27 protein-coding genes are annotated in these 25,243 nt (G+C 63.4%); 15 read left to right on the top strand and 12 right to left on the bottom strand.

Annotated features, from left to right (window positions below; all coding sequences use genetic code 11):
• Window positions 1–9: 9 nt before the first annotated feature.
• Entirely contained in the window at window positions 10–1,866 is a 1,857-nt protein-coding gene (locus tag CSQ92_RS01110; RefSeq protein WP_099393000.1) for an amidohydrolase, read from the bottom strand.
• A gap of 67 nt (window positions 1,867–1,933) precedes the next feature.
• The gene (locus CSQ92_RS01105) at window positions 1,934–2,587 is read right to left on the bottom strand and encodes a hydrolase (protein WP_092718713.1); all 654 of its coding nucleotides are present in this window, start codon (window positions 2,585–2,587) and stop codon (window positions 1,934–1,936) included.
• Window positions 2,588–2,804: 217 nt separating this feature from the next.
• Here CSQ92_RS01105 and CSQ92_RS01100 point away from each other — a divergent pair, with 217 nt between their 5' ends.
• The 7 genes from CSQ92_RS01100 to CSQ92_RS01070 all read left to right on the top strand — a co-directional run bounded on the left by CSQ92_RS01100 (window position 2,805) and on the right by CSQ92_RS01070 (window position 7,994).
• A complete protein-coding gene (locus CSQ92_RS01100; RefSeq protein ID WP_070278636.1) occupies window positions 2,805–3,047 on the top strand; it encodes a hypothetical protein in 243 nt (80 codons plus the stop codon).
• A gap of 187 nt (window positions 3,048–3,234) precedes the next feature.
• Window positions 3,235–4,605 carry a DEAD/DEAH box helicase gene (locus CSQ92_RS01095; RefSeq protein WP_034786262.1) on the top strand — a complete coding sequence of 457 codons (1,371 nt, stop codon included), beginning with the start codon at window positions 3,235–3,237 and terminating at the stop codon, window positions 4,603–4,605.
• 244 nt (window positions 4,606–4,849) lie between these two features.
• Window positions 4,850–5,650, top strand: a complete 801-nt coding sequence (gene otnI, locus CSQ92_RS01090) for a 2-oxo-tetronate isomerase (protein ID WP_099392999.1) — start codon at window positions 4,850–4,852, stop codon at window positions 5,648–5,650.
• A gap of 88 nt (window positions 5,651–5,738) precedes the next feature.
• Window positions 5,739–6,557, top strand: coding sequence for a hypothetical protein (locus CSQ92_RS01085; RefSeq protein WP_143450255.1), 819 nt, complete (start codon window positions 5,739–5,741; stop codon window positions 6,555–6,557).
• The gene (locus CSQ92_RS01080) at window positions 6,542–7,009 is read left to right on the top strand and encodes a hypothetical protein (protein ID WP_099392997.1); all 468 of its coding nucleotides are present in this window, start codon (window positions 6,542–6,544) and stop codon (window positions 7,007–7,009) included. Before CSQ92_RS01085 ends, CSQ92_RS01080 begins: the two co-directional genes overlap by 16 nt.
• Before the next feature lie 83 nt (window positions 7,010–7,092).
• Window positions 7,093–7,512 (top strand): VOC family protein, encoded by a 420-nt coding sequence (locus tag CSQ92_RS01075; RefSeq protein ID WP_099392996.1) that lies wholly within the window; start codon window positions 7,093–7,095, stop codon window positions 7,510–7,512.
• A gap of 110 nt (window positions 7,513–7,622) precedes the next feature.
• Entirely contained in the window at window positions 7,623–7,994 is a 372-nt protein-coding gene (locus CSQ92_RS01070) for a TraR/DksA family transcriptional regulator (protein WP_034786267.1), read from the top strand.
• Window positions 7,995–8,177: 183 nt separating this feature from the next.
• On the opposite strand, the gene phbB is transcribed toward CSQ92_RS01070, so the two are convergent.
• Window positions 8,178–8,924: an acetoacetyl-CoA reductase gene (gene phbB / locus CSQ92_RS01065; protein ID WP_099392995.1), complete on the bottom strand. Its 747-nt coding sequence runs from the start codon at window positions 8,922–8,924 to the stop codon at window positions 8,178–8,180.
• Window positions 8,925–9,155: 231 nt separating this feature from the next.
• Here phbB and CSQ92_RS01060 point away from each other — a divergent pair, with 231 nt between their 5' ends.
• Together CSQ92_RS01060 and CSQ92_RS01055 are read left to right on the top strand one after the other, a co-directional pair.
• Window positions 9,156–9,476 carry a hypothetical protein gene (locus tag CSQ92_RS01060; RefSeq protein WP_099392994.1) on the top strand — a complete coding sequence of 107 codons (321 nt, stop codon included), beginning with the start codon at window positions 9,156–9,158 and terminating at the stop codon, window positions 9,474–9,476.
• Between the two features lie 86 nt (window positions 9,477–9,562).
• Complete coding sequence (locus CSQ92_RS01055; protein ID WP_034786273.1) at window positions 9,563–10,429, top strand: universal stress protein; 867 nt, start codon at window positions 9,563–9,565, stop codon at window positions 10,427–10,429.
• A 20-nt stretch (window positions 10,430–10,449) separates the two neighbouring features.
• Here the strand turns inward: CSQ92_RS01055 and CSQ92_RS01050 are convergent, their stop codons facing one another.
• The 7 genes from CSQ92_RS01050 to CSQ92_RS01020 all read right to left on the bottom strand — a co-directional run bounded on the left by CSQ92_RS01050 (window position 10,450) and on the right by CSQ92_RS01020 (window position 17,025).
• Window positions 10,450–10,809 (bottom strand): hypothetical protein, encoded by a 360-nt coding sequence (locus CSQ92_RS01050; RefSeq protein ID WP_034786275.1) that lies wholly within the window; start codon window positions 10,807–10,809, stop codon window positions 10,450–10,452.
• A gap of 196 nt (window positions 10,810–11,005) precedes the next feature.
• Window positions 11,006–11,572, bottom strand: a complete 567-nt coding sequence (locus tag CSQ92_RS01045; protein ID WP_070278622.1) for a glycine zipper domain-containing protein — start codon at window positions 11,570–11,572, stop codon at window positions 11,006–11,008.
• 126 nt (window positions 11,573–11,698) lie between these two features.
• Window positions 11,699–12,442 (bottom strand): amino acid ABC transporter ATP-binding protein, encoded by a 744-nt coding sequence (locus CSQ92_RS01040; protein WP_099392993.1) that lies wholly within the window; start codon window positions 12,440–12,442, stop codon window positions 11,699–11,701.
• Complete coding sequence (locus CSQ92_RS01035) at window positions 12,439–13,131, bottom strand: amino acid ABC transporter permease (protein WP_034786282.1); 693 nt, start codon at window positions 13,129–13,131, stop codon at window positions 12,439–12,441. Before CSQ92_RS01035 ends, CSQ92_RS01040 begins: the two co-directional genes overlap by 4 nt.
• On the bottom strand, window positions 13,131–13,814 hold the full coding sequence (locus CSQ92_RS01030) for an amino acid ABC transporter permease (protein ID WP_099392992.1): 684 nt from the start codon (window positions 13,812–13,814) through the stop codon (window positions 13,131–13,133). The genes CSQ92_RS01035 and CSQ92_RS01030 overlap by 1 nt, the downstream gene beginning before the upstream one ends.
• 128 nt (window positions 13,815–13,942) lie before the next feature.
• The gene (locus CSQ92_RS01025; RefSeq protein WP_034786287.1) at window positions 13,943–14,773 is read right to left on the bottom strand and encodes a transporter substrate-binding domain-containing protein; all 831 of its coding nucleotides are present in this window, start codon (window positions 14,771–14,773) and stop codon (window positions 13,943–13,945) included.
• A gap of 119 nt (window positions 14,774–14,892) precedes the next feature.
• On the bottom strand, window positions 14,893–17,025 hold the full coding sequence (locus CSQ92_RS01020) for a serine hydrolase (protein WP_180276905.1): 2,133 nt from the start codon (window positions 17,023–17,025) through the stop codon (window positions 14,893–14,895).
• A gap of 175 nt (window positions 17,026–17,200) precedes the next feature.
• Here CSQ92_RS01020 and CSQ92_RS01015 point away from each other — a divergent pair, with 175 nt between their 5' ends.
• Together CSQ92_RS01015 and CSQ92_RS01010 are read left to right on the top strand one after the other, a co-directional pair.
• Window positions 17,201–18,859, top strand: a complete 1,659-nt coding sequence (locus CSQ92_RS01015; protein WP_099394540.1) for a histidine kinase — start codon at window positions 17,201–17,203, stop codon at window positions 18,857–18,859.
• Window positions 18,856–19,557: a LytR/AlgR family response regulator transcription factor gene (locus CSQ92_RS01010; protein ID WP_099392990.1), complete on the top strand. Its 702-nt coding sequence runs from the start codon at window positions 18,856–18,858 to the stop codon at window positions 19,555–19,557. The genes CSQ92_RS01015 and CSQ92_RS01010 overlap by 4 nt, the downstream gene beginning before the upstream one ends.
• Window positions 19,558–19,579: 22 nt before the next feature.
• Here the strand turns inward: CSQ92_RS01010 and CSQ92_RS01005 are convergent, their stop codons facing one another.
• Window positions 19,580–20,452: a zinc-dependent peptidase gene (locus tag CSQ92_RS01005; protein WP_099392989.1), complete on the bottom strand. Its 873-nt coding sequence runs from the start codon at window positions 20,450–20,452 to the stop codon at window positions 19,580–19,582.
• Between the two features lie 332 nt (window positions 20,453–20,784).
• The gene (locus CSQ92_RS01000; protein ID WP_010396453.1) at window positions 20,785–21,285 is read right to left on the bottom strand and encodes a winged helix-turn-helix domain-containing protein; all 501 of its coding nucleotides are present in this window, start codon (window positions 21,283–21,285) and stop codon (window positions 20,785–20,787) included.
• A gap of 479 nt (window positions 21,286–21,764) precedes the next feature.
• Here CSQ92_RS01000 and CSQ92_RS00995 point away from each other — a divergent pair, with 479 nt between their 5' ends.
• The 4 genes from CSQ92_RS00995 (at window position 21,765) to CSQ92_RS00980 (ending at window position 25,051) form a co-directional block, all read left to right on the top strand.
• Entirely contained in the window at window positions 21,765–22,001 is a 237-nt protein-coding gene (locus tag CSQ92_RS00995; protein ID WP_070255060.1) for a hypothetical protein, read from the top strand.
• A 408-nt stretch (window positions 22,002–22,409) separates the two neighbouring features.
• On the top strand, window positions 22,410–23,411 hold the full coding sequence (locus tag CSQ92_RS00990) for an ABC transporter substrate-binding protein (protein WP_034786304.1): 1,002 nt from the start codon (window positions 22,410–22,412) through the stop codon (window positions 23,409–23,411).
• A gap of 27 nt (window positions 23,412–23,438) precedes the next feature.
• Complete coding sequence (locus CSQ92_RS00985; protein WP_370385376.1) at window positions 23,439–24,248, top strand: ABC transporter permease; 810 nt, start codon at window positions 23,439–23,441, stop codon at window positions 24,246–24,248.
• 11 nt (window positions 24,249–24,259) lie between these two features.
• Window positions 24,260–25,051, top strand: a complete 792-nt coding sequence (locus CSQ92_RS00980; protein WP_034786306.1) for an ABC transporter ATP-binding protein — start codon at window positions 24,260–24,262, stop codon at window positions 25,049–25,051.
• Window positions 25,052–25,243 lie beyond the last annotated feature (192 nt).

Below are 25,243 nucleotides of genomic sequence, written 5' to 3'. Positions count from 1 at the left end.
GGTCAGCCGCTAAAAGGCGAAACAGCTGCAGCCCAAGCTGCCCCAGAAACCGGAAAAATCGCTGACCGGCACGGCCGATGCGCGCGCCCGGTCGTGGGCATGCGCATGCACGCCGCAGGCGCCCGCGCACTGGTGCGGCAGCATGGCTTGCGCTTGCGCCGGCCTGGCCACGGGACGGTAGTGTCCCGGCACCGTGCGCACGGGCGACCATTCGGGCAGCACGGGAATCAAGGGCGGCGCAAGATGGGTAAATTCCGCCTGGCCGTAGACGATCTTGCCGCCCACCATGGTCAGCACGGATTCGATGGACTTGATCGCTTCTTCCGGCACGGCGAAGTAATCGGCCGACAGCACGCTCAAATCGGCCAGCATGCCCTCGCGGATGCGCCCCTTCTTGCCTTGCTCGCTCGAGAACCAGGCGCTGCCCGCCGTCCACAGTTCCAGCGCCGTGTCGCGCGACAATCTGCCCGCCGCATCCGTCAGGGCCAGGCCGCCCACGGTGCGCCCCGATACCAGCCAGTACAGCGCCGTCCACGGGTTGTAGCTGGCCACCCGCGTGGCATCCGTGCCGCCGCCCACTGGCACGCCCGCGTCCAGCATGCGCTGCACGGGCGGCGTGGCCTTGGCGGCATCGGCGCCATAGCGCTCGACAAAATACTCGCCCTGGAACGCCATGCGGTGCTGGATGGCCAGGCCGCCGCCCAGCGCCCTGACCCGGTCGATATTACGGGGGCTGATGGTTTCCGCGTGGTCGAACAGCCAGTGGAGGCCGCCGAACGGCGTGTCGCGGTTGACCTTTTCAAACACGTCGAGCATGCGGCTGATCGATTCGTCATAGGTGGCGTGCAGGCGGAACGGCCAGCGCTGCTCGACCAGGTGGCGCACGACCTTTTCCAGCTCGTCTTCCATGCCGGCCGCCAGCTCGGGACGCGGTTCGAGGAAATCCTCGAAATCGGCGGCGGAAAACACCAGCATTTCGCCGGCGCCGTTATGCCGGTAAAAGTCCGTGCCGTCGCCCGGCTTGATCATGCCCGTCCACTTCTGGAAGTCCTGCAATTCCGCGCCCTTGTTTTGCGTAAACAGGTTGTAGGCGATGCGGATGGTCAGTTGCTCTTTTTGCGCCAGCTCGTCGACGACGGCGTAATCCTCGGGATAATTCTGGAAGCCGCCGCCCGCGTCGATGGCGCTGGTGATGCCGAGCCGGTTCAATTCGCGCATGAACTGGCGCGTGGAATTCACCTGCAATTCCAGCGGCAGCTTGGGGCCTTGCGCCAGGGTCGCATACAGGATCATGGCGTTTGGGCGGGCGATCAGCAAGCCGGTAGGGTTGCCGGCCCCGTCGCGCACGATTTCGCCACCGGGCGGGTTCGGCGTGTTCCTGTCGTAGCCGACGGCGCGCAGGGCCGCGCGGTTCAGCAGGGCGCGGTCATACAGGTGCAGGATGAAGACCGGCGTGTCCGGCGCGGCCGCGTTGATTTCATCAAGCGTGGGCATGCGCTTTTCCGCGAACTGGAATTCCGTCCAGCCGCCCACCACGCGCACCCATTGCGGGTTCGGCGTGCGCAGCGCCTGTTCTTTCAACATGCGCAAGGCGTCGGCCAGCGAAGGCACGCCTTCCCAGCGCAACTCCAGGTTGTAGTTCAAGCCGCCGCGGATCAGGTGCAGGTGCGAGTCGTTCAGGCCGGGAATCACCGTGCGGCCATCCAGGTCGATCACCTGCGTGGCGGGGCCGCGATGGCGCATCACGTCTTCAACGTCGCCCACGGCGAGAAATTTGCCATCGGCGATGGCGACGGCGGACGCCAGCGGCTGCGTCCTGTCGACCGTATGGAAACGGCCATTGAGCAAGATCGTGTTTGCGTGCATGGGAACTCCCGAATCAGGTGAAAACACGGTCCCGCCGGCAGGCAGCGGAACCGGGCTCAGTGAACAATCAATGGCCTTCGCTGGCGTTGAACATGGATTTGGCGTAGATCAGGCCCAGGCCATAGCCGCCGCCGTGCGCCACGGCCGTCGCCACCGTCTCGTTGTAGGTCTCGCCACGGGCCCAGTCGCGCTGCAGTTCCAGCAAGTATTGCACCGACGTCATCGGCTGCGCACCCGCCTGTATCATGCGCTGCATGGCCATCGCATGCGCTTCGTCGGAGACGTCGCCGCTGGCGTCGGCGATCACGTAGACCTCGAAGCCCTGCTCCAGCGCCGACAGGGCTGGTCCCACGATGCAGACGGAGGTCCACAGGCCGGCCAGCACGATCTTGCCCTTGCCATAGCCATTCACCTTGTCGGCGATGCGCGCATCTTCCCAGGTATTCATGCTGGTGCGGTCGATCGGCGCCTGTTCGGGGAAGACGGACTGGATTTCGTCAAAAATAGGGCCGGAGAACGATTTGGCTGCCACCGTCGTCAGGATCGTCGGCACCTTGAATTCCGCCGCCGCCTTGGCCACCAGGGCCGCATTGTTGCGCAGCAGGGCCAGGTCAATGGAACGGGTGGCGAACGCCATCTGTGACTGGTGGTCGATCATGATCAGGGTATGATCGTTAGGGGTCAGCAGTTTTTGTGCGGCTTGGGCGGTGGCGATAGGCATGATGTTTTCCTTAGTGAAAATAACTGAACATGAAAAAAGATGTCGTTGCATGGTGTTTCTGCTCCTGCCCTTGCGTCACGCTGTGTGTGCCGGGCCAGTGCTATGCAGTATGGACGAGATACTTTGAAAACAAAAACGGAAAGAATGCGAAGCTATATTCGATTTTTTCGATGATGAAAAATAACCGCGGCAGCTGCCCGCGCATCCAGGAGAAAACATGGGATTTGAATTCAGGGTCACGGCCAGCCTGACGCCGGAACAGCGCCAGCACATCGCACCGCTGCTGGCGGCGCTGCCGCCGGCATCAGGCGCCATGCCGGACACGGACGCCAGGCTGACGGACGCCGGCCTGTATATATGCCAGCACCTGCGACCGGACCCGTGGCACGGCCTTGAAGCCCTGCGCGCCTGGCTCGATGCGCAGGGCGTGCGCTACACCGTCGACGAGATCGACGACTAGGCACCCTTTTCTTTACTTGCGGCATTGCAATGCTGAAACAAAACAGGCGCGTTTTTGCCAGGCTGTTATACTTCGCGTGTGCGGCACATATGACCAGTCCCCTTGCCGCTGTCTTTCGACCCCTAATCTGATTGCCTGCGACTGGCGCCCCACGATGGCGACAGGCCGATCTCACAATAAAGTTACCATGTCCTTTTCCTCCCTCGGATTGTCCGACGCTATCGTACGTGCCGTTACCGAACACGGCTACACCGTGCCGACCCCGATCCAGTCGCAGGCGATTCCCGCCGTGCTGGCTGGCGGCGACTTGCTGGCCGGTGCACAAACCGGTACCGGCAAGACGGCCGGCTTTACCCTGCCCGTGCTGCACCGCCTGTCGACGGACGCCAATGGCGCGTCCATCACCAGCAACACCTCGACGCGCCCGATCCGCGCCCTGATCCTGGCCCCGACGCGCGAACTCGCCGCGCAGGTCGAGGAAAGCGTGCGCGCCTACAGCAAGTACACCAAATTGAACTCGACCGTGATCTTCGGCGGCGTCGGCATCAACCCGCAAATCAAGCAGCTCAAGCATGGCGTCGACATCCTCGTCGCCACGCCGGGCCGTTTGCTGGACCATATGGGCCAGGGCACCGTCGACCTGTCGAAAGTGGAAATCCTGATCCTGGACGAAGCCGACCGCATGCTGGACATGGGCTTCATCCGTGACATCAAGAAAGTGCTGGCCGTACTGCCGCCAAAACGCCAGAACCTGCTGTTCTCGGCCACGTTCTCGGAAGAGATCAAGGCCCTGGCCGACGGCTTGCTGAACAAGCCAGCCATGATCGAAGTGGCGCGCCGCAATTCGACCGTGGAAGTGATCAAGCAAAAGATCCATCCGGTCGACCGCGACAAGAAGCACCCGATGCTGTCCTACCTGATCAAGTCGAACAACTGGACGCAAGTGCTGGTATTTACGCGCACCAAGCATGGCGCCAATAAACTGGTCGAGCAACTGGGCGCGGACGGCATCGGCGCCCTGGCCATCCACGGCAACAAGAGCCAGTCGGCACGCACGCGCGCGCTGTCCGAGTTCAAGGATGGCACCTTGCAAGTGCTGGTCGCCACCGACATCGCCGCGCGCGGCATCGATATCGACCAGTTGCCGCACGTCGTCAACTACGACTTGCCGAACATTCCGGAAGACTATGTGCACCGTATCGGCCGCACGGGCCGTGCCGGCGCCAAGGGCGAAGCCGTGTCGCTGGTCTGCGTGGATGAGCACGAAATGTTGAAAGACATCGAAAAGCTGATCAAGCAAACCCTGCCGCGCGAAGTCATCCCGGGCTTCGAGCCCGACCTGAACGCCCGCGCCCAGCCTGTGCAATTGCGCAGCGGCACCGGCGGCCACCGCAACAACAGCCGCGCGCCAGCCGGCGCCGTCGTGCGCGTGAAAACCGGCGGCAGCGGCGCCAAGCCACGCAGCGCCGGCCCATCGGGCGGCGGTGGCGGCGGCAACCGTTCGGGCAATGCGCCGCGTTCCGCGGCGAACCACAGATCCGGCGGCCGCGGCCGCTAAAACGCGGCCTGAAAGCTACTGCGCGGGGCGCTATTGCGTTTGCGTTGCTCGCCGTACTCTTGTACGGCTGCGCGACTCGACGCAATATCACTCCCGCTCGCTACGCTTTCAGGCAGCGTTTGTCTTTATCAAAAAGACGATAAAAACCGTTCCAGGACTTGCTTCTGGAACGGTTTTTTCATGCACGCCACCATTTGCCGATTTGGGCTAGGATAGTATCCATCGTCCTCACCTGCGTGCTGCCATGCCGAACTTCGCTGCCAACCTCAGCATGATGTTTACCGAACTGCCCTTCCTCGACCGCTTTGCCGCCGCCAGGGAAGCGGGCTTCGATGCCGTCGAATTCCTGTTCCCCTATGCCGTCGAGGCGCGGCAGATCGCCATGCGGCTGGAACGCCACCAGCTGCAGCTGGCCGTCTTCAACTTCCCGCCAGGCGACTGGGAGCACGGCGAGCGGGGCATTGCCTGCGATCCGCGCCGGGGCGAGGAATTTCGCGGCAACGTGCAACTGGCGCTCAACTATTCGCTGGCGCTCGGGGCGAAGCAGTTGCACTGCATGGCCGGCATCGTGCCGCCCGGCATGAGCCTGGAGCGGGCGCGGCAAAGCCTGATCGGCAACCTGCAATTTGCGGCCGACGCCTGCCGTCCGCATGGCATCAACGTGTTGATCGAGCCCATCAACCGCTACGACATGCCCGGTTACTTTCTGAACCATAGCCAGCAGGCGGCCGACATCATCGCCGACTGCCAGCGCAGCAATATCTTCCTGCAATACGACGTTTATCACATGCAGCGCATGGAGGGCGAGCTGAGCAACACCATCCGCGCCATGCTGCCCCTGATCCGCCATATCCAGATCGCCGATACGCCGGGCCGCCACGAACCGGGCACGGGCGAGATCAACTACCGCCATGTGTTCAAGCTGCTCGACCAGGTCGGCTACGCAGGCTGGGTCGGCTGCGAATACCGCCCCGCCAGCGATACCGTCGCGGGACTGGGCTGGCGCGAGCAATTGACGGGCACAGCGGGCCCGCTGGGCGCCTGATCGCAGCGCGCTTGCGCCCGCACAAGGCGGGCGGCGCAGGCCGGCACGACAATACCTTTCCATACAGTATTTCCTGTCGAGAGGTGCCGTGTCAAACTTGCCCGCCCGCCATCGCCGCGCCCTTTGCCTGAAGCTGTACCTGAACCTCTTCCTGGCTGCCGTGCTGTGCGGCTGCACCACTTCGCGCCCCGAGCTGGCGCAAGTGCGCGCGCTGGCCGCCGGCACCGATGCCTTGACCGCCTTCAACGAACTGTCGCAGCGCCACGTGGACACTTATCAGCGCGCCCGCCCCTATCTGTCGCCGGCCGAAGATGCGCGCGAACGCCTGCTCGATGCGCAGCGCCGCGCCGCGCAGGCGGACGTGGCGCGCATGGCGCAGGCCGTGCGCCTGTACCTGCAGGCGCTGGGCCGGCTGGCCGATGCCGATGCGTATGACGCGCAGTCCGAACTGGCCGGCGCCGGTGCCGCCATCCGCGCCTGGCCCGGCAGCGGCATCGACGACCGCCATGTCAGCGCCTACACCTTGCTGCTGCAGCAACTGTCGCGCCTGGGCGGCGCGGCCAGCCAGCAGGCGCACCTGGCGCAAGTGCTGCACGAGGGCGACGCGCCGCTGCAAGCCCTGCTGGCCGCGCTCGACAGCTTGCTGGCGCTGTACGACAAAAGCGGCGATAACGAGCGCGACATGGTGCTCGGCTTGCTCGACGTGGAAATCGCCTATGCGGACACGCCGCAGCAGCGCCTGCTGGCCGTGCTGGCGAAAAACATGCAGCAAAGCAAAATCGAAGAATACCGCCTGGTTGGCCTGCGCCATACCCTGGCGCGCCGGCAACTGGCGGCACTGGGTCGCGAACACGCGCAGCTCGCTGCCACCCTCACCACCACGGAGGCAAGATGGACGGATCGGTAGGCAGCAGCAGCGAACGCCGCGAAGCGGCTCTCAGCAGCGCCATGCGCGTCGAGCAACTGGCCGACAGCCTGTCGCAGGCGGCCGTCACCTTGCACGGCGCCGTCATGCGCGCCATCCGCAAGCGCGCCAGCCAGGGCGCCAATGGCATCAGCCACAGCCAGGCGCAAGCCGTCTTCGCCCTGGAAGTGGCCTTGCGCCAGCAAGCCAACCAGCTGTATGCCGATGCCGCAGGACACACCGTGGCGGGCCTGGAAACGGCGCAGCGCCAGCTCAGCGGCCTGCTCGACACGGTGCGCCTGCGCATCGCCCGCAACGACGACGTGCGGCACTGGATCAGCCTGGCGACGAGCTTGTTGCACCTGGGCAGCGCCGTCCTCGCCGGCAATCCCGAGCGCATCCTCGCCACCCTGGGCAGGGTGCGTGAGCGGCTGCAAGAGATGGCGTCGGACTGATTGAAATCGGCCGGCGAGCGCCTATACTGGGACGGCCCCGCCTGGCAATCGTGCCTGCGGGGCGATGACCAGAGGAGACCAACATGCGTATCGAACCGTATTTGCAATTCGATGGAAACTGCGCGCAAGCGCTGGAATACTACCGCCAACACCTGCATGGCACGGACCTGTGCCTGATGCCGTATCGGGGCAGCCCGGGCCAGGACCAGGTCAAGGAAGACTGGTATGACAAGATCATGCACGGCTCCGTGCAGCTGGGACCGACCATGCTGATGGGCTCGGACGGCGGCTGCAGCGACGATGGCGCCAAGGGCATGAGCGGCAGCGCGATCTGCCTGACCGTCGATACGCCGGAAGAGGCGGAACGGGTCTTCGACGCGCTGGCGCGTGACGGCAACATCCAGATGCCTCTGGAAGAAACGTTCTGGGCCAAACGCTTCGGCATGCTGAAAGACCAGTTCGGCGTGGCCTGGATGGTCAACTGCCTCAAGGAACCAGCATAGAACGGCCGCTGCCAGCCTGCGCCGCGTCAAACGCGGCGCGGGTGGTAGCGCAAGCAGAGTCGCCAATCTTGGACTACCATAATGGAAGTAACCTCTACCGGGTGACAACCATGAATGGATTGCCGCAAGACCAGCTGCAGCGTCTGCAGGGCGTGCTGGAGCAACGCAAGCTGGCGTTGCTGGAACAGATCGAGAATGAAACGGCGGAAGCGGACGCGCGCGCCTCGCTGCTCAATGAAATCGAAGCCTCGCCGGCCGACAACGCCAGCGTGCGCACCTTGAACGCCCTCGTCAGCGAAGCGGCCGAACACAACCTGGCGCAGCTGGCCATCATCAAGCACGCGCTGGCCAAGTTTGCCGATGGCAGCTACGGTCTGTGCGACAACTGCGGCGAAGCCATCGGCCTGTCGCGCCTGAACGCGCGCCCCGAAGCGCGCCTGTGCATCGATTGCCAGACGCGGCTGGAAAAAGCCCAGCGCTGAGTAGCGTGACAGTGCCATGACGGCTGCGCCACGACAAAGGGCAAGGCATCGCTGCCCTGCCCCCTGTTTTCCAGCGTGACGACCATGCTGCCAGCCGCCCCCGCCAGCGTCTGTGCGCCGGCTGGATGGACGGGTCTCCTCTACTGCCATTGCCCTGCTTCACGTATCCAGCTGCACGCGGGATCAACTCATGTGCTGTCCGCCATTGATGGCGATATTCGCGCCCGTGACAAATGCCGCCTCGTCGGACGCCAGATAAGCGACCAGGGCCGCCACCTCGTCCGGTTCGCCCAATCGGCCCAGGGGAATCTCCGGCAATATCTTCGTTTCCAGGATCTCGGCCGGCACGGCCGTCACCATCTGCGTGCGCAGATAGCCGGGCGACACCGTGTTGACGGTGATGCCGTGGCGCGCCACTTCCAGCGCCAGCGCCTTGCTGAAGCCATGCACGCCCGCCTTGGCCGCCGCGTAGTTGCACTGGCCAAACGCGCCCTTCTGGCCATTGACGGACGAGATATTGATGATGCGGCCCCAGCGGTTAGCCAGCATCGGCTCGAGCACCTGCTTGCTCATGTTGAACAGGCTGTCGAGATTGGTGCGCATGACCTCGGCCCAGTGCGGCAATTCCATCTTGCGCATGCTCTGGTCGCGCGTGATGCCGGCGTTATTGACCAGCACGTCAATGCGGCCGAACTGCGCCAGCACGCTTGCCACGGCGTCGCTGCAGGCATCGAAATCGCCCACGTCGATGGCCAGCGGATGAAAATAATACTGCTGTGACCGCTGCTTGTCGAGCCAGCTTTCCACGCGGGCATTGCCCGGCGTATGCGCCGCCACGACGGCAAAGCCCGCCGCATGCAGGCGCCGGCACAAGGCCGTGCCCAGGCCGCCCATGCCACCCGTGACCAGCGCTACTTTTTGCTCATTCATTGCTGTCTCTCCCGCTTGTTATGGTTGTTCTGCGTGGGATCAAGTGTAAGTGGCACTTTTGAAAGCGGCATTGCGCCATATCAAAGGCTGAGCCCGCATATTGCAGCGTCTGCCTGCGCTGCATCCATGCATGAAAAATTGTCAAAATTATACTCAGCCGTGAGGTGATGGCACCTCGACAGGCAAGCCGTGCAGACTTTGCTTGAAGGTAAGACTCACAGGGAGAACGCGATGGAAATCCAGGACGACACAGAAGCATTGAGGGACTTGTTCAACGACATCAATCCCGGCACGAGCGACGTGGAATCGGTGCATCAGGCGGAGCTCGATCCACAGCATGCGCTGGCCCTGATGGCCAATCCGAAAGCGGCACTGAAAGCCATGGGCATCCCCGTCAGCGATGCCTCGCAAGTGCAGGTGACGATGAAGAACCGCGCCAGCCGCGCCATGCCGGAGGTGGCGCAAAAGGCGGCGCAATTGCGGCGCATCATCGTCATCGTGATTCACTACCGTAACTGCGACGCCGACATCATCATCATCGCCATGAGCTGAGGCGGCAAGCACCGGCCGCAGTCGTGCGCGGCCGGCACCCCGGACTGTGCCAGAATGGCCATTACTGCACAGCGAGAGGACAGGCCATGACATACAAGACCGTATTGCTCCACATCGACGACAGCGCCGGGCGCGCCGCCCGCATCGAAGCGGCCGCCAGCATCGCCCAGGCGTGCGGCGGCCACCTGACGGGCGTGGCGCTGACGGGCGTGTCGCGCCTGCTGTACCAGAACCAGCCCGACCTCGATGCGGATCCGAACCTGAGCTTGCATTTGAATTTCCTGCGGGAACGGGCGACGCGCGCCCTCGACGGTTTCGAGGCGCAGGTGCGCGCGGCCGGCGTCGCCTCGTTCGAACAGCGCGTGCTCGACGACGAGGCGGCGGGCGGCATCAGCCTGCTGGCCCGCTATGCGGACCTGGTCGTCATCAGCCAATACAATGCCAAGGATAAATCGCCGTCCGTGATGCGCGACTTTCCCGCCTATGTGCTGCTGCATTCGGGCCGTCCCGTGCTGATCGTGCCGTATGCGCCGCCGCTACCCCTGCTGGCGCCGCCGGCAGCGGCGCGCAATGTGCTCATTTCCTGGAATGCCAGCAAGGAAGCGAGCCGCGCCGTGAGCGCCGCCCTGCCCCTGCTGCAACGCGCCGGACAAGTCCACGTGGCCATCTTCGATGCCCAGGTGCACGCGGCCGAACATGGCGAACAGCCGGGCGCGGAACTGACGCACTACCTGGCGCGACACGGCGTGGAAGCACGGCTGCATTTGCTCGATGGCGGGGGCGTGCGGCGCGGCGATATCGGCGAAGCGCTGCTGTCGCAGGCAGCCGACCTGTCGGCCGACTTGCTGGTGATGGGAGCCTATGGCCATTCGCGCCTGCGCGAAACGATTCTCGGCGGCGTCACGCGCACGATCCTGCAAAGCATGACCATCCCCGTGCTGATGGCGCACTAGGGACGAGTGAAAGCGGCGGGCTAGCCGCCCTGCCATGGCAGGCTGCGGATCTTCGCCACCTGGCGCTGCGCCAGCCACTGCCACAGTTGCAGGGCGTCGCCCTGCGGCAGGGCCGACATGTGGCGCGGACTGGCGAGGGCGATTTCGCAATCGCGGTCCGACCATTCCTCGAAAGTGACTTCGCCTCCGCTAGCGACTTCGACCTGATACATCAAGCCATCGTCGTAGCCAAAGCGCAACAGGACGGCGGCCGGGCTGCCGTCCGGCGCGACGCCGCCACCGCGGTAGACCTCGGCCAGCGCATCGGCCAACTGTGCCGGCGAGGGCGCACAGATGTCGCGCCCATCGGCCCGTGTCAGAATGAACCATGCCTGTGTCATGACGCGACCTCCTATCCATACTCGTTAGCATGCGAGGCAAGTACTACAGGCAGTCACCTTGGTCCAGTGTCACTTCGGGCGCGCGGAAACTATCCCTGTCGGCATTGTTTACCAATAATTACGAATACTAACAAGGATCATACCTAAATTTCATGCAGCGCGGCATTTATGCATATTGCACGGCTGGCGCGCCGATTCACGCCACCAGCACGGGAATGCTGAGCGGATCGAAATCATGCCAGTCGCCATTGGCGATCGTGCCTTCCGCTTCCTCGATATGCTCGGCGCCGAGCCGGTGCAGCGCCTCGAGAGCCCGTTCGCGCTCGTCGAGACCGCCCAGCGCCACGGCGATCAGCATGCCCGGATGGCGTGGCTGGCGGCGGTTTTCGCCATTGCTTTCGCCATTCTTTTCGGCTTCGCCCGCGTCCTTCATCTTATTGAAACTGTAGAGCGAACCCACGTGGGCGCCCACCAGCGCCCCCACCACCGGGCCCAGCGGCCCCGTCGCCAGGGTGGTGACCGCGCCGATGCCCGCGCCCACGGCGGCCCCGACGGCCACGCCTTCCACCACGCCCTCCGGCGTTTCCTTCGCGCCCGGCGACATGTCGCGGTCGCCGCCAAGCGCATGCAGATCATGCTGCCCCGGCTGGTTGACAAAAAAGGCGCTGATGCGGCTGTCGGAAAAGCCCGCCTGGTTCAGGGCGGCGCGCGCGACGTCGATCTGCTCCTGCAACTGAAAATGACCTGCGATGATGCGTGACATGATACGGCCCTCCTCGTCGGCTGCTGGCGCACCATGCGCCGCCTCGATAGCGTGCGCCAGACAACGCCAGGATACCGTTCGCTTACGCACACAGCCGCTTACTCCCATGCCCAATCATATGCTCACTCAAGCAGACGCGCTGAAGGGGCTGCGGATATCCGACAGGAATTGCTGTGCGCGCGCATGTTGCGGCCGCGCAAAGAATTCGCCGGGCGTGGCCCGTTCCAGCACTTGCCCATGGTCCATGAACCAGACCCGGTCCGCCACTTCGCGCGCAAAACCCATCTCGTGCGTCACGCACACCATCGTCATGCCGCCCTGCGCCAGGTCGCGCATCACTTGCAGCACCTCGCCCACCATTTCCGGGTCCAGCGCGCTGGTCGGTTCGTCGAACAGCATCAGCGGCGGCTGCATGGCCAGCGCGCGGGCGATGGCCACCCGCTGCTGCTGCCCGCCCGACAGGGCAGACGGCATGGCGCGCGCCTTGTGCGCCAGGCCCACCCGTTCCAGCAGGGCCAGCGCCCGCTCTTCCGCTTCGCGCCGGGTCAGGCCGCGCAAGCGCTGCGGCGCCAGCGCGCAATTGTCCAGCACGGAAAGATGGGGAAACAGGTTGAATTGCTGGAAAACAAATCCGATATGCGAACGGAAGGCATTCACGTCCAGCCCCGGCGCATAAATGTCCTGGCCCGCCACCGTGATGCGGCCCGATGCGATCGGTTCCAGGCGGTTGATGGTGCGGATCAAGGTCGACTTGCCGGAGCCGGACGGCCCGCACACGACCAGCACCTCGCCCTTGGCGACGTGCTCATTGATGCCGCTCAAGGCGTGATAGTCGCCATAGTATTTGTTGACGTTGTCAAAGTTGATCATGCAGCCGCTTTCAAGAGACGCGCCTGGCGCCGTTCGAGCCAGAAGGCAGCGCGCGACAGGCTGAAACACAAGACAAAATAGGTCATGCCCAGCAGGAAATATACTTGCACGGGTTTCGTCAGCACCAGGCCGTTCACTTGCGAAGCGATGAACGACACTTCGGCCAGGCCGATGATGTATCCCAGCGAGGTTTCCTTGATGGTCGAGACGAACTGGTTGACCAATGACGGCAGCATGTGGCGCAGCGCCTGCGGCAGGACGACCTGGCGCATGCTGTCCAGGTATGTCAAGCCCAGGGAACGGGCCGCCTCCACTTGCCCCTTGGGCACGGCTTGCACACCGGCGCGCACGATTTCCGCCAGATAAATTCCGTCAAAGATGACGAGGGCCGCCAGCATGGTGCCGAACTGCCCGCTTTCGTGACCCGTGATGCTGGGCAGGAAGAAATACGCCCAGAAGATCACCAGCAGCAAGGGAATGCCCCGCACCACGTGGATCAGCGCGGCGACGGGCCAGCGCAGCAGCCGCCAGGGACTCAGGCGCGCCAGCCCCAGCAGCAAGCCGAACGGCAAGCTGAGCACCAGCGCCAGGCTGGCCAGCAGCACCGTCAGCGCGAGGCCGCCCAGCGGTCCCTCGGGATAGCGGCCGACGAGGAAATACAGCCAGTAATCGTGGATCAGTTCCAGCATCAGGACACCTTCTTTTGCAGCAAGGCCGCCAGGCCCGCGATCACCAGCGAAACGGCAAGATACGCCGCGCTGGCGAAGACAAATGCTTCCACGCTGCGGAACGAGGCCGCTTCCACGCGCTGCGTCTGGTACATCAGCTCGGCCACGCCGATGACGGTGGCGATGCTGGTGTTTTGCCACAGGTTCAGGGTTTGCGACAACAGCGGCGGCGCGGCCAGCCGCAGCGCCTGCGGCACGATGCACAGGCGCATGGTGGCGAGAAAGCTGAAACCCAGCGCCCTGCCCGCCTCGAATTGCTGGGCGGGTATGGCGCGGATGCCGCTGCGGATGTCTTCCGCCATGTAGGCGGCCGTATATAAAGTCAGGGCCGTGACGGCGCTGACGGCTTCGATATTGCCGGCATACAAGCGCTCCTTCCAGGCGTCCGGCAACAATTCGGGCGCGCCGAAATACCAGAACAGGAAGTGGGCCAGCAAGGGCACATTGCGGATCAGCTCGACATACGCGGCGCCCAGCCCCTTGAGCAGGCGCGACGGCGCCAGGCGCAGCATTGCCACGCCGCACGCCAGCGGCAGGGAAAAGAGCAAGGTAATGCCCATCAGTTGCAATGACAGCAGCAGGCCGGACAGCAACCAGTCGCGGTAGTCGCCGGCCAGCAAAAAGTTCAGATCAAATTGGAGCATGATGGTGAAATATCATTGATGCCTAAGAAAACCGTAGCGAGCGGCAGTGATTTGCGGCTAAGAAGCGCAACCGTGCTGGAGCACGGTGAGCATCGCAGGCCGCAAAGCGAGCCGCGCAGTAGGTTTGCTTAGGCGTCGATCTTGTCCGACTCGATCTTGAACGTGCGCTTCTGGAATTTCACATTGCTCGTCGGGCCATACCATTTGAAAAACAGCTTTTCTGCCTCGCCCGACTTTTCCAGGCCGCGCAGCACCTGGTCGACGGCTGTTTTCACGCCCGTCTCGCCCTTGCGGATGCCGAAGGCAAACACTTCCTGGCTGATGTTTTGCGGCAGCACAATGTAATCCTTTTGCGCGGCGCCCAGCTTGGCGTAGTTATTCAGCAAGGAGACTTCATCGTCGACATAGCCGACGCCCTTGCCCTGCTGCAAGCCCAAGTAAGCCTGGCCCGCCGTCTCGAACGTCACCACATCCACACCGGGCACGGCCTTGCGGATATTCGGTTCCTGCGTGCCGCCCTTGACGGTCAGCACTTTCTTGCCGGCCAGGCCAGCAACCGTCGTGATATTGCTGCTTTTTTTGACCAGCACGCGCTGGCCCGTGTAAAACGTGGACAGGGAAAAATCGATCAGCGCTTCGCGTTCCTTGTTGTGCGTCAGGGATGCCGTCAGGATATCGATGCGGCCCTGCTGCAATTCAGGAATGCGGGCGGCCACGGCCAGCTGCTTGATCACCGGTTTGACGCCCAGGCCCTGGGCGATGGCGCGGCACAGGTCCACTTCATAGCCGACCAGCTGGCGCGATTTGGCGTCGATAAAACTGTTCGGTTCATCCGTGCCCAGAGTGCCGCAGACCAGCTCGCCCTTCGCCTTGATACTGGCCAACTGGTCCGCTTGCGCCACCTGGGTGAAGGCGATGGAGGTGAAAAGAAGCGCGGCGAAATGAAGACGGGTCTGCATGGAATTCCTCTGGTGGACAATGAATGCCGCCATTAGACCGCGGCACGCTTATTTCCAAAAAGGAATCTTTTCACCCATGTTTATGCAGAATTCATCTAAGGCATCAGCGAAGACATCAACTAAGGCGCCAGCGCCTTCGTCTCGCCGCCCAAGCGAATGATCGCCGCTTTTGCCCCCACGGCGCCCGGATAGCGGGGGTCGAGCTGCAGCGCCTGGCGATAGGCGGCCACCGCCTGTGGGCGCAAGCCTTGCTCCACATAAAACTCGGCCAGGCTGTCCTGCAGATTCGCGTCGCGCGGATGCAGGCTGACGGCCGCCTGCAGCACGGCCATGCCTTGCGCCACGGCGCCGCCACCTTTCAAACGGTAGGCTTCCAGGTTCAGCGCCGCAGGACTGGCCGCGCCCAGCGGGTCGCGCTCCAGCGCCAGGCGCAGGGCGGCGAGGGCAGGCTCCGTCTTGCCGGCGCGCAGCAGGGTCAAGCCTTGCAGCGCATGCGCGCGGTCGCTGAGCGGATACAGCTCCACAGCCAGGCGGCTGGCCGCCAGCGACGTATCCGCCTCGCCGCGCGCGGACGACGCTTGCGCCAGTTCCTGCAGTTCGGGCACGAAATCGGGATAGGCGCGCTGGCCGCGGAAAGCCGTGCGCAGCTGGCTATCGAGTGCGGCGATGGAGGCGGAGGCGGAGGCGGAGGCGGAGGCGGAGGCGGGTGCGGCCGGCCAGGCGATGGCGGCCGTGCGGTCCCAGCTGCTCGCCAGGGCCACGATGGCTTGCTCGAAGGCGGGGTCGAAGCGCGGCAAGGCACCGGCCTTTGTACCTTGCGACAACAGGATATAGTCGCGCGCAAATGCCAGCGCGCCGCCGCGCGAGTATTTGCTCAGGTCGACGCCCGACTGAAGCAATGCCCCGGCCATGCTGGCGCCAGCCGTGAGAAACACGCGGCCGCCTGCGGGATGGCGGGCCGCATCGATATAAGCGCGCGCCGCCTTGGCATCGGGCGCCAGCGCTTGCAGATTGATTTGCGTAAATGCCTCGCGCGTGGTGGCGGCATCGGCATATGCTTGATCCGTGCGCTCGGCATACGCCCTGCCCTCCTCGAACAGGCCCTGCGCCACCTGGTAAGCGCGCTGCGCGCTCGCATCGGCAATATACGTGTTCAGCTGCCACGGTTCGCCCGTGACCACTTCGAACAGGCGCTGCACGAAGGCCTCGGGATTGACTCGCTCGAGATTGGCGGCGACGGCGATGGTGAGCTTGCGCGAAGGAAAGCTGTACAGGTAGGTGACGGTTTCCGGCTGCTGGCCGCTGTGGGCAATGGCGTAGCGCCCGCCCGTCGGCAGGATTTCCCAGCCCATGCCGTAATTCGTCAAGCGGCCCGCGCGCGTGGCCATCGGCTGCACCATGGCGGCCACGCTGGCCGCCGACAGGATCTTGCCGTCGTGGACGCCCCGGCCGAAGGCCAGCATGTCGGGCACGCTGGCGCGCGTGCCGCCGGCGGAAAAGCGGCTGCTGATGTCGACGAATTCGGAATTCTTCAACTCCTTGCCGGCCAGCCGGTAGCCGCGCACGCGGTGCGCGATCACGGCGTCCGGGTCATCCAGCACGGTGGCGTCCATGCCCAGCGGCCCCCACACGTGGCGCCGCATGTAGCCGCCATAGCTTTCGCCCGAAGCGCCCTCGATGACGGCGCCCAGCAAGTTGTAGCCATAGCTGGTGTAGCGGAAGCGCGTGCCCGGTTCGGCGATCAGGTCGAACTGTTCGAAGACGGCGATGGACTGGCGCGTGTCCTTATGTTCCTTGAAATGCTGCTCGACGCGGCTATCGCGATAGGCGTCGATGCCGCCCAGGTGGCCCAGCAGCTGGCGCACCGTCACGGGAAACGGCTTGACGGGGAAGTACGGCACATAGGTTTGCACGGGCGCATCCAGGTCGATCTTGCCCTGTTCCACCAGTTGCAAGATGGCCACCGCCGTCATGGGCTTGGTGACGGACGCCAGCCGGTAGCTGGAGCGGGCCGTGGCCGGCACGCGGTTTTCCAGATCGGCATAACCGTAACCCTTCACCCATTCCACGTCGCCCTGGCTAAAACCGACGGTCACGCCCGGAATGCGGTCCGCGCCCATGCGCCTGGCCGCCCAGCCATCGAAATCCGCCAGGCGCGCGGCCAGCCCAGCGGAGGGAGCGGAGGCGGCTTGCGCCATGCCGCAGAACAGCGCCAGCGCGCCGGCGAAACCGTAGTATTTGCTGCTTTGCATAGTCATGATTCCATGGTGAGGGCCGTGTGCACAGCACGGCGCTGATGCATGGTAAATGTCTTTCACACACCGTTGGCGGGCCGTGCACGAAATGCACGCAGCCCGCACGAACGGCACCGACGCTGATGAAAATGTTGCAAAGGGGTAGCAACGGAGTAGCACATGAGCAGCTACAATGCCCGCCATGCCCTCCTTCTTCCGCTCCCTGCTGCGGTACTGCCTTGCTTGCTGCCTGGCCGTGCCCTCTTTCGCCTGCGCCATGCATCCGCTCTGGCTGGACGAAGGCTGGCGCACCTGCGGCAACACCCCGTCTGCACCCGCCTCGCTGCAGCAGCTGGTCCAGCCGGGCCTGTTGCTGTGCGTGGAGCGCGAGGTCACCCTGGCCGCCACGCCGTCGTCGACGCAGTTGCTGGTGCTGTCGGCGCTGGCTTCCAACGAACTGTGGCTCGATGGTGTCTTGATCGGCAGCAATGGCCAGCCGGCCCGCCAGGCCAGCGGGGAACGCGCGGGCGACATCGATTTCGCCATCCACCTGACGCCACAACAATTGGCCATGGGCAAGCACCACCTGCGCCTGCTGCTGTCGACGCAACACGTGCCGGCCCACCTGGCGTCGCCATTTTATGCGCTGTACCTGGTCGACCGGCAAGATTACCGCGCGGGCCTGGCCTGGTACCGGCTGCCGCCACTGCTCCTGGCCGGGGCGCTGGGCGCCGTCGCAGCGCTCTTCCTGGCCCTCACGGCGCTGTATCAGCGGCAGCGTCACTGGGCCATGTTTGCCGCGCTGTGCCTGGTGGCGGCGCTGCTGCTGGTGGTGGAACTCTGGCGCAGCTTGACCGGCTATGCCTATCCCTGGCACATGCCGCGCCTGTATGCCGTCAGCGCCCTGACGTGGCTGTTTTCCGCCTTGCTGCCCCTGTATTTTTATACGGCTTACCGCCTGCCGCGCTGGCCGCTGGCGGCGGCAGTGTTGCTGGCGGGCATCGCGCTGGCCGGCGCGCTGCACGTGCATTTCGACGCGCGCTGCTGGCTGATGTTTCTGACAGGCCTGGCAGCGAGCCTGGCGCTCAACCTGGGCGCCCTGTGGCGCCGCCTGCCGGGCAGCCGCGGCGGCACCTTGATCGCGCTGGCCTCGTGCGCGCTGTTCCTGCTGACGGGCAGCCAGTTTGCCGAAGGCGGCTTCGCCCTCGTCGTGTGCTTCTTGCTGCTGCCCCTGTGCGCGCAATTGCTGGCGCAGCTGCTGCGCGAGCGCAGCAAGGCGGCACGTGCCCAGCAGCTGGAAAACCAGCTCCTGCGTAAAAGCATGCAACCGCATTTCCTGATGAATTCCCTCAGCCTGATCAGCGAACTCAACGCACAATCGCCGCAGTCAGCCGAAACCTTCATCGAGGCGCTGGGCGCCGAGCTGCGCATGCTCAACGAATTCGCGCAGCAACCCAGCATTGCCCTGACGCAGGAACTGGCCCTGTGCGAGAATTACCTGAGCATCATGGGCACGCGGCTGCAACAGCCGTGCAGCCTGCAACTCGATGGCGAGGCGGCGGGCATCACCGTGCCGCCCGCCCTCGTGCTGACGGCACTGGAAAATGCGTTCAGCCACAACCGCTACCGCCACGGCGCCCTGTTTGTCCTGCGCATCGCACAACATGCGCAAACGCAGGTGCTTACCCTGATCCTGCCCGCAGGCGAGGCGCGCCCGCACGCGGGCGGCGGCGTGGGCGAACAATACATCCGCGCCAGCCTGCACGCCGTGTTCGGCGATATGGCCCGCTATGCGAGCGAACAGCAGCCAACGGGCTGGCGCCTCACCTTTACCTTGCCGGCGGCGCCATGAATGTCTTGATACTGGAAGATGAACCGCTGATCGCGCAAGGCCTCGAACGCGAGGTGCGCGCGCATTTCGGCGCGCGCCTGACGGCGCTGGCGCTGCATGACAATGTGCCGCAAGCCCTGGCCGCCCTGGCGCAGGAGCAGGGGCAGGACCGGATCGACTTGCTGCTGCTGGACTTGAACCTGCATGGCGCGGACGGCTACGACCTGCTGCGCCTGGCCCAAAATGCTTCGTTCCAGACCATCATCGTCTCGGCCCACGCGGAACGCTCGATCACGGCGTTCGAATTTGGCGTGCTCGACTTCGTCGCCAAGCCTTTCAGCCGCGAACGCCTGCACAAGGCGCTGCAACGCTATACGGGAAGGTACACGGAGGCGGCCTCGCTGGCCGTCAAGAAGCGCGGTTCCCTGGAATGGATCGCCATGGCCGACATCGACCACGTGCAAGCCGACGGCCACTACAGCAATATCGTTCTGCGCAACGGCGAACAGTGTTTTCATGACTTGCCTATCGACAAGCTCATGGCCCTGCTGCCGCCCCACTTCCTGCGCGTGCACCGCTCCTACATCGTCAACAGCCTGGGTTTCAAGCGGCTGCAGATCGCGGCAGGCGGCAAATATGCGCTCGACACGCAGACCAGCACGGGCATCCCCGTGTCGCGCAGCAGCTATCCCGCGCTGAAACAGCGGCTGCTGGGCTGATGTTGTTGAGTTAAAGCCAAACTTACCAGTGCGGCGCGTAGTTGGGGAACGGCGGGGCCATGTGCTCGGCTTCCACGGGCGGCGCCATCCAGTCGCGCGGGTCGACCTTGTAGTACTGCAAGAATTGCGCGTACAGCTCCTCGTGGTGCTCGGCCATCTGGTATGGCTTTTCAAAGAAGGTTTCCGTCGCCACGGCAAAGAATTCGGCGGGATTCGTGGCGCCGTAATGGTCCATCACGCTTTGCTGCTGGACCATGGCGTCATGGCGCAAGTTGTCGAAGTCGCGCGACAGCACGGTGGCCCAGCTGCGATAGCTCGACACGCTGGGCAGGTAGGGCGCGCCATTCGCGGCGCCCGATTCGCTGTCGAGCTGATGCGCAAACTCATGCAGCACGACATTGTGGCCATCGCTCCAGTCGGCCGCGCCCCGCTGCACGTGGTCCCAGGCCAGCACCACGCGGCCATCGCCCCAGGATTCGCCCAGCAAGCCATTCGCCGATGGCGTCACCACGCCGCCCGGCCCCACTTCATCGCGCGTGACGATAAATTCCGTGGGATACACGAGGATGGTGTCGAGTTCGGGATACACCTGCGTCTGGCGGTTCAGCAGCAGCAAGCAAGCCTGGCCGGCGATCGTATAGCGCATCTCGTCCGTGATCTCCAGGCCGCCGCAACCGACGAATTTCTTTTGATACAGGAATTGCACGACGAGACGGCGCAATTGCTCCTGCAGCGGCGCCGGCATATGCCGGTAGACGGGAATATTATTTTCCAGCACAGCCAAGCCTTCTGCCGGCAAGGGTTTCGCCAAGGCCCGCTTCAAGCGCCAGCGGGGAAACCACAGTGAAAAGACGATGACGGCCGTGACGAGGGCGATCCACAGCAGCGGATTCATGCGGCGGCCCGTTTCAGGCAAGGCAGGGGCGGACACGATAACAAGGCGGCGTAGGCAGACAAGGACAAGCTCCTTCGAATGAACCCCGCATCGGGACGGGCGGGCAGTCCAGCCCACATGGGGTTGATTAACATCTTTTCAATCCGCCAAGATCAAAGGGCCGGCTCCAACGCCAAAAGCCGGGTTGTAACCCGGCTTTCATTCTTTCATTACAACGTTCCAACGCCTGACAAAACCGTAGCGAGCGGCGATGATTTGTGGCTAAGAAGCGCAACCGTACTCTAGTACGGTGAGCATCGCAGGCCGCACGCCGCGCGAGGTTTGGTCAAGCGTTATTCTGCGGCCTTTTGCTGCGGCGCACCAAACAGGGCGGCAACCAGGGGATCGCGCGTCACGGGACCGCGGTTGACGCGGATGGCGTAATGCGTGTCATCGGCCAGGATGTGGAAGTGACGGCCGCTGCCTGCCATGCTTTGCTCGCGCAGGCCTGGACGGTCCTTGCGCGGTGGCGCGCCTTCGCGTTTTGGCTGAACGATGGCGGCCAGGAAGGCGCGCACGCGCTCAGGATCCGGCGTCAGCTGGTACACTGCCTTGCCCAGGTAGGTGGCGGTGCCTTCGATATAGCGGGCCAGTTCGATCACGCCCGCTTCGCGCAGGTCGCGGATGTATTTGCGGGCGCCCGATGGCGAAAACTTGAGGAACCACGCGATTTCGTCGGCCAGCATCTCGTGCAGCGACAATTCGCCGATCAGCTTTTGCATGTTTTCAATGCGGCGCAGGGTGGCCGACGTCGAACGCACGCGCTCGATCGGTGCCATGGAAATGGGATTCATGCGTTCCGGGGGGATGGGTGCTGCGCGTTCTACCATTTGCGAGCCTTTTTCGGGGCTACGAAGTTCCTGGTGCGCTGCCTTTAATTCGCTCTTCACGTGAGACTGAGTCATTGCATGCATTTGAATACTCCTTTTAAACGATTGCCGGTAGCCCGGATTGTTAAGTTCTTGGCAATTTTTATACCAGAACACCACGAATCCTGAGCGTCTGGACACAGAATGCCTGTGCCGGCGGCTACGGTCTGTGCGTTAACGAACATTAGAAGCAAGAAAGTGAAAAATATTGCCCTACTGAATTCTTTCTCTCATGGCATTTCAAAAAAACATCTAAAAACTCTGCACTCCCGCTCTGTGCTCCCATTCATGGCACAAAGTGAAATAGCGAACAGAAGCGGAACCACCATTGCAATAAATTCAAGCTTCGCACGCGGCGCCCGCCGCCCGCATCGCGCACCTTCGACTCTTGCAAAGGAAATATCATGAAAATACCTGCCCTGTTGGCCGCCGCCTTGCTTGTCAGCCTGTCCGCCTGTAAAAAACCGGCCGAGCCGCCCCTGCCCGAAACGGCACCCAATCCCGCTTCCACCCCGCAAGTGATGCCGGCACCTGTCATGCCAGCCACGCCGGAGACGGGTCCAGGCAGCACGACGCCGCCTGCGCCGCTGACCGACCCGGCCACCGCGCCCGCGCTGCCGCCCGCCACGGCGCCGAAGTAAAGCCTGAAGACGAGGCCGCCGGACGGCGATCGATCAGGCGCCCGCGCGGCGCCGCCCCTACTCCACGGGGGAGTTACGCGTTGCCAGCCTGTCTGCAACGCGTTTTTTTACGATTGGAGTCGGCCACGCCATGAAGGTTCACCTGCAATGAACCCGCAAGCGGACATCGGGCCCGTCCGCCAAAAATGCGGCAATCCGCACAGCCTTTCCCCTCCCCGTGCGGAAACGCGGAATATCGCCATTTCCTATTTTCAATAGATCCAAATTAAACCTTTATAAACAATCACTTGCAATAAACGCCAAAATGCGCTCCACTGGCACGGAAGATGCTTTTATATTTTCATAACCGCCATCAGAGCGGCAGCCTGACCCACTATATAAAACCATCTACCTTTTGGAGACAACAGCATGGCACGCACCTTCCGCATCGCATCCTTCCTGAACACCAAGGCACTGGCCGTGGCCGTCGCACTGGCCGCGCAATTCCCGCTGGCCGTCCACGCAGCCGATACCGTACGCCTGGGCAACCTGAAATTCGCCCATTACGGCGCCGTCGCCTACATGAAGGAAATCGCGCCGAAATACGACCTGAAAATTGAAGAGCGCATCTTCGCCAAGGGCCTCGACATCGTGCCGGCCATGATCGCCGGCGAAATCGACGTGTCCGCCAGCGCGCTGGAAGCGGCCATCACGGGTCGCGCCACGGGCTTGCCCGTGTACCTGGTGGGCGGCTTTGCCAAGGGCGGCGTGCAGATCGTCGGCCGTCCCGACCTGAACATCAAGGGCATCGCCGACCTGAAAGGCAAGAAAGTCGGCGTCACGCGCGGCGGCCCGCAGGAAATCCTGCTGTTTGCCGAACTGACCAAGGCCAAGCTGACCTGGTCCGACAAGCCGGGCAAGGACGTGCAGATCCTGTACATGGGCTACCCGGACTTGAACCAGGCGCTCCTGACCAAGGATATCGACGTCATGAGCCAGTCCGAGCCGTACTCGACCCAGGCAATCCACAAGAAATACGGCGCGGCCATCCTCAAGCCTTACGACACGCCGCTGGGCGAGCCCGTGCGCGCGCTGGTGATGACGGAAAAAATGTACAAGGAAAAGCCGGCCGTGGCCCAGCGCTTCATGGATTGCTTCGTCGCTGCCACGCGCGCCTTCCTGGCCGACCCGAAACTGGCGGAAAAATACGTGCGCGAATCGATGTTCAAGAACCAGATCACGACCGAGGATTACCGCGATGCCATCGACAATGCCATCTTCACGGAAGACATCACGCAGAGCCACGTGCAGCTGACCACCGACTACATGGTGAAATTCGGCGTGGGCCGCATGGCCAAAGCGCCTGTCGCCAAGGATTGGGTCAAGCTGGACCTGCTGGAAAAAGCCAAGAAATCCTACGCACCTCGCTAATCTGAAAGTGTCACGATGAATATTCAAATGATGAAACGCTTCGCGCACGGCGCCGCCGTGCCCGTCGCCGTGCTGCTGTTGTGGCAAGCCATGTCGACGTTTGGCTGGATCAACCCGCAGATCCTGCCGTCGCCCGTCGCCGTGGTGGTGAAATGGTATGAATACCTGATCCCCATGGAAGCCTACACGCCCGAAGCGGGCAATTACCTGGTGTGGATGTTCTCCGGCGAACTGCCGCACGATGCCTGGGCCAGCCTGTCGCGCGTGCTGGGCGGCTTTGCCATCGGCGCCGGCCTGGCCTTGCCGCTGGGCCTGCTGATGGGTACCAACAAGACCATCTATAAACTGTTCGACCCGCTGGTGCAGGTGCTGCGCCCGATTCCACCGATCGCCTACATTCCGCTGGCGATCCTGTGGTTCGGCTTGGGCAACCCGCCCGCCTTCTTCCTGATCAGCATCGGTTCCTTCTTCCCCGTGCTGATGAATACCATCGCCGGCGTGCGCCAGGTCGACGGCATCTACATCCGTGCCGCGCGCAACCTGGGCGCCAGCCAGATGACCATGTTCCGCCGCGTCATCCTGCCGGCGGCCACGCCGTATATCCTGGCCGGCGCGCGCATCGGCATGGGCACGGCCTTCATCGTCGTGATCGTGGCCGAGATGATCGCCGTGAATAGCGGCCTCGGCTTCCGCATCCTGGAAGCGCGCGAATACTTCTGGTCCGACAAGATTATCGCCGGCATGTTCACCATCGGCCTGTTCGGCCTGGCCATCGATATCGCCATGAATGCCCTGAATAATCATTTGCTGCAGTGGCACCGCGGCCTGGAACACTGAGAGGAACGGCCATGACCACGATCAATATCAATGCAGTCAATAAAATCTTCACCACGGGCGGCGCGGACGTCATCGCCCTGAAGGATATCAACCTGGAAATCGCCAGCGGCGAGTTCATCTGCCTGCTGGGCCCCTCCGGCTGCGGCAAGTCGACCCTGCTCAACGCCATCGCCGGCTTTTCGCAGCCGACCTCGGGCCAGATCCTGGCCGGCGGCAAGCTGATCACCGAACCCGGTCCCGACCGCGGCATGGTGTTCCAGGAATACGCGCTGTTCCCCTGGATGACCATCGAAAGCAATATCGCTTTCGGCCTGGAAATCGCCGGCAAGACGCCGGCCGAGATCAAGGAACGGGTCGACATGCTGCTGAGCATGCTGGGCTTGACGGAATTCCGTGCCCGCTACCCGAAAGACTTGTCGGGCGGCATGCGCCAGCGCGTGGCGATTGCCCGCGTGCTGGCACTCGATTCGCCGATCATGCTGATGGATGAACCGTTCGGCGCGCTGGATGCCTTGACGCGACGCAACCTGCAAGATGAATTGCTGAAAATCTGGAAAGTCTTCGGCACTACCATCGTCTTCGTCACGCACTCGATCGAGGAATCGATCTACCTGGCCGACCGCACCATCGTCATGACCTACCGTCCCGGCACCATCAAGCGCGACGTGGCCATCGACCTGCCCCGCCCGCGCGACCCGAGCGACCCCGAGTTCAACCGTCTGAAACGCATGCTGGGCGAGATGGTGATGGAAGAGCAACAGCGCCATCACAACGCGGAAACGATGGCAAGTACGGCAGATTAGTCGTCGTGCGGCCAAACCCGAAAGCAAGTGCCGGGGTCGGACCTTAAGGTCCGACCCCAGTCCTCGACTTGCGGGTTTCAGCTTCGGTTTTGTCAGACGCCGAATATTTGCATGTCATATATAGATCAGGATTCGCCGATTCAAGGCGAATCCCACCGTACACTACAATACCGCCTTGGCGGCCCTCGCGCG

Source organism: Janthinobacterium sp. BJB446 (genome assembly GCF_002735655.1).
Taxonomy (GTDB): domain Bacteria; phylum Pseudomonadota; class Gammaproteobacteria; order Burkholderiales; family Burkholderiaceae_D; genus Janthinobacterium; species Janthinobacterium lividum.
Note: the sequence above shows the minus strand (reverse complement) of the source record. Positions and strands in the feature narration are given on the sequence as shown.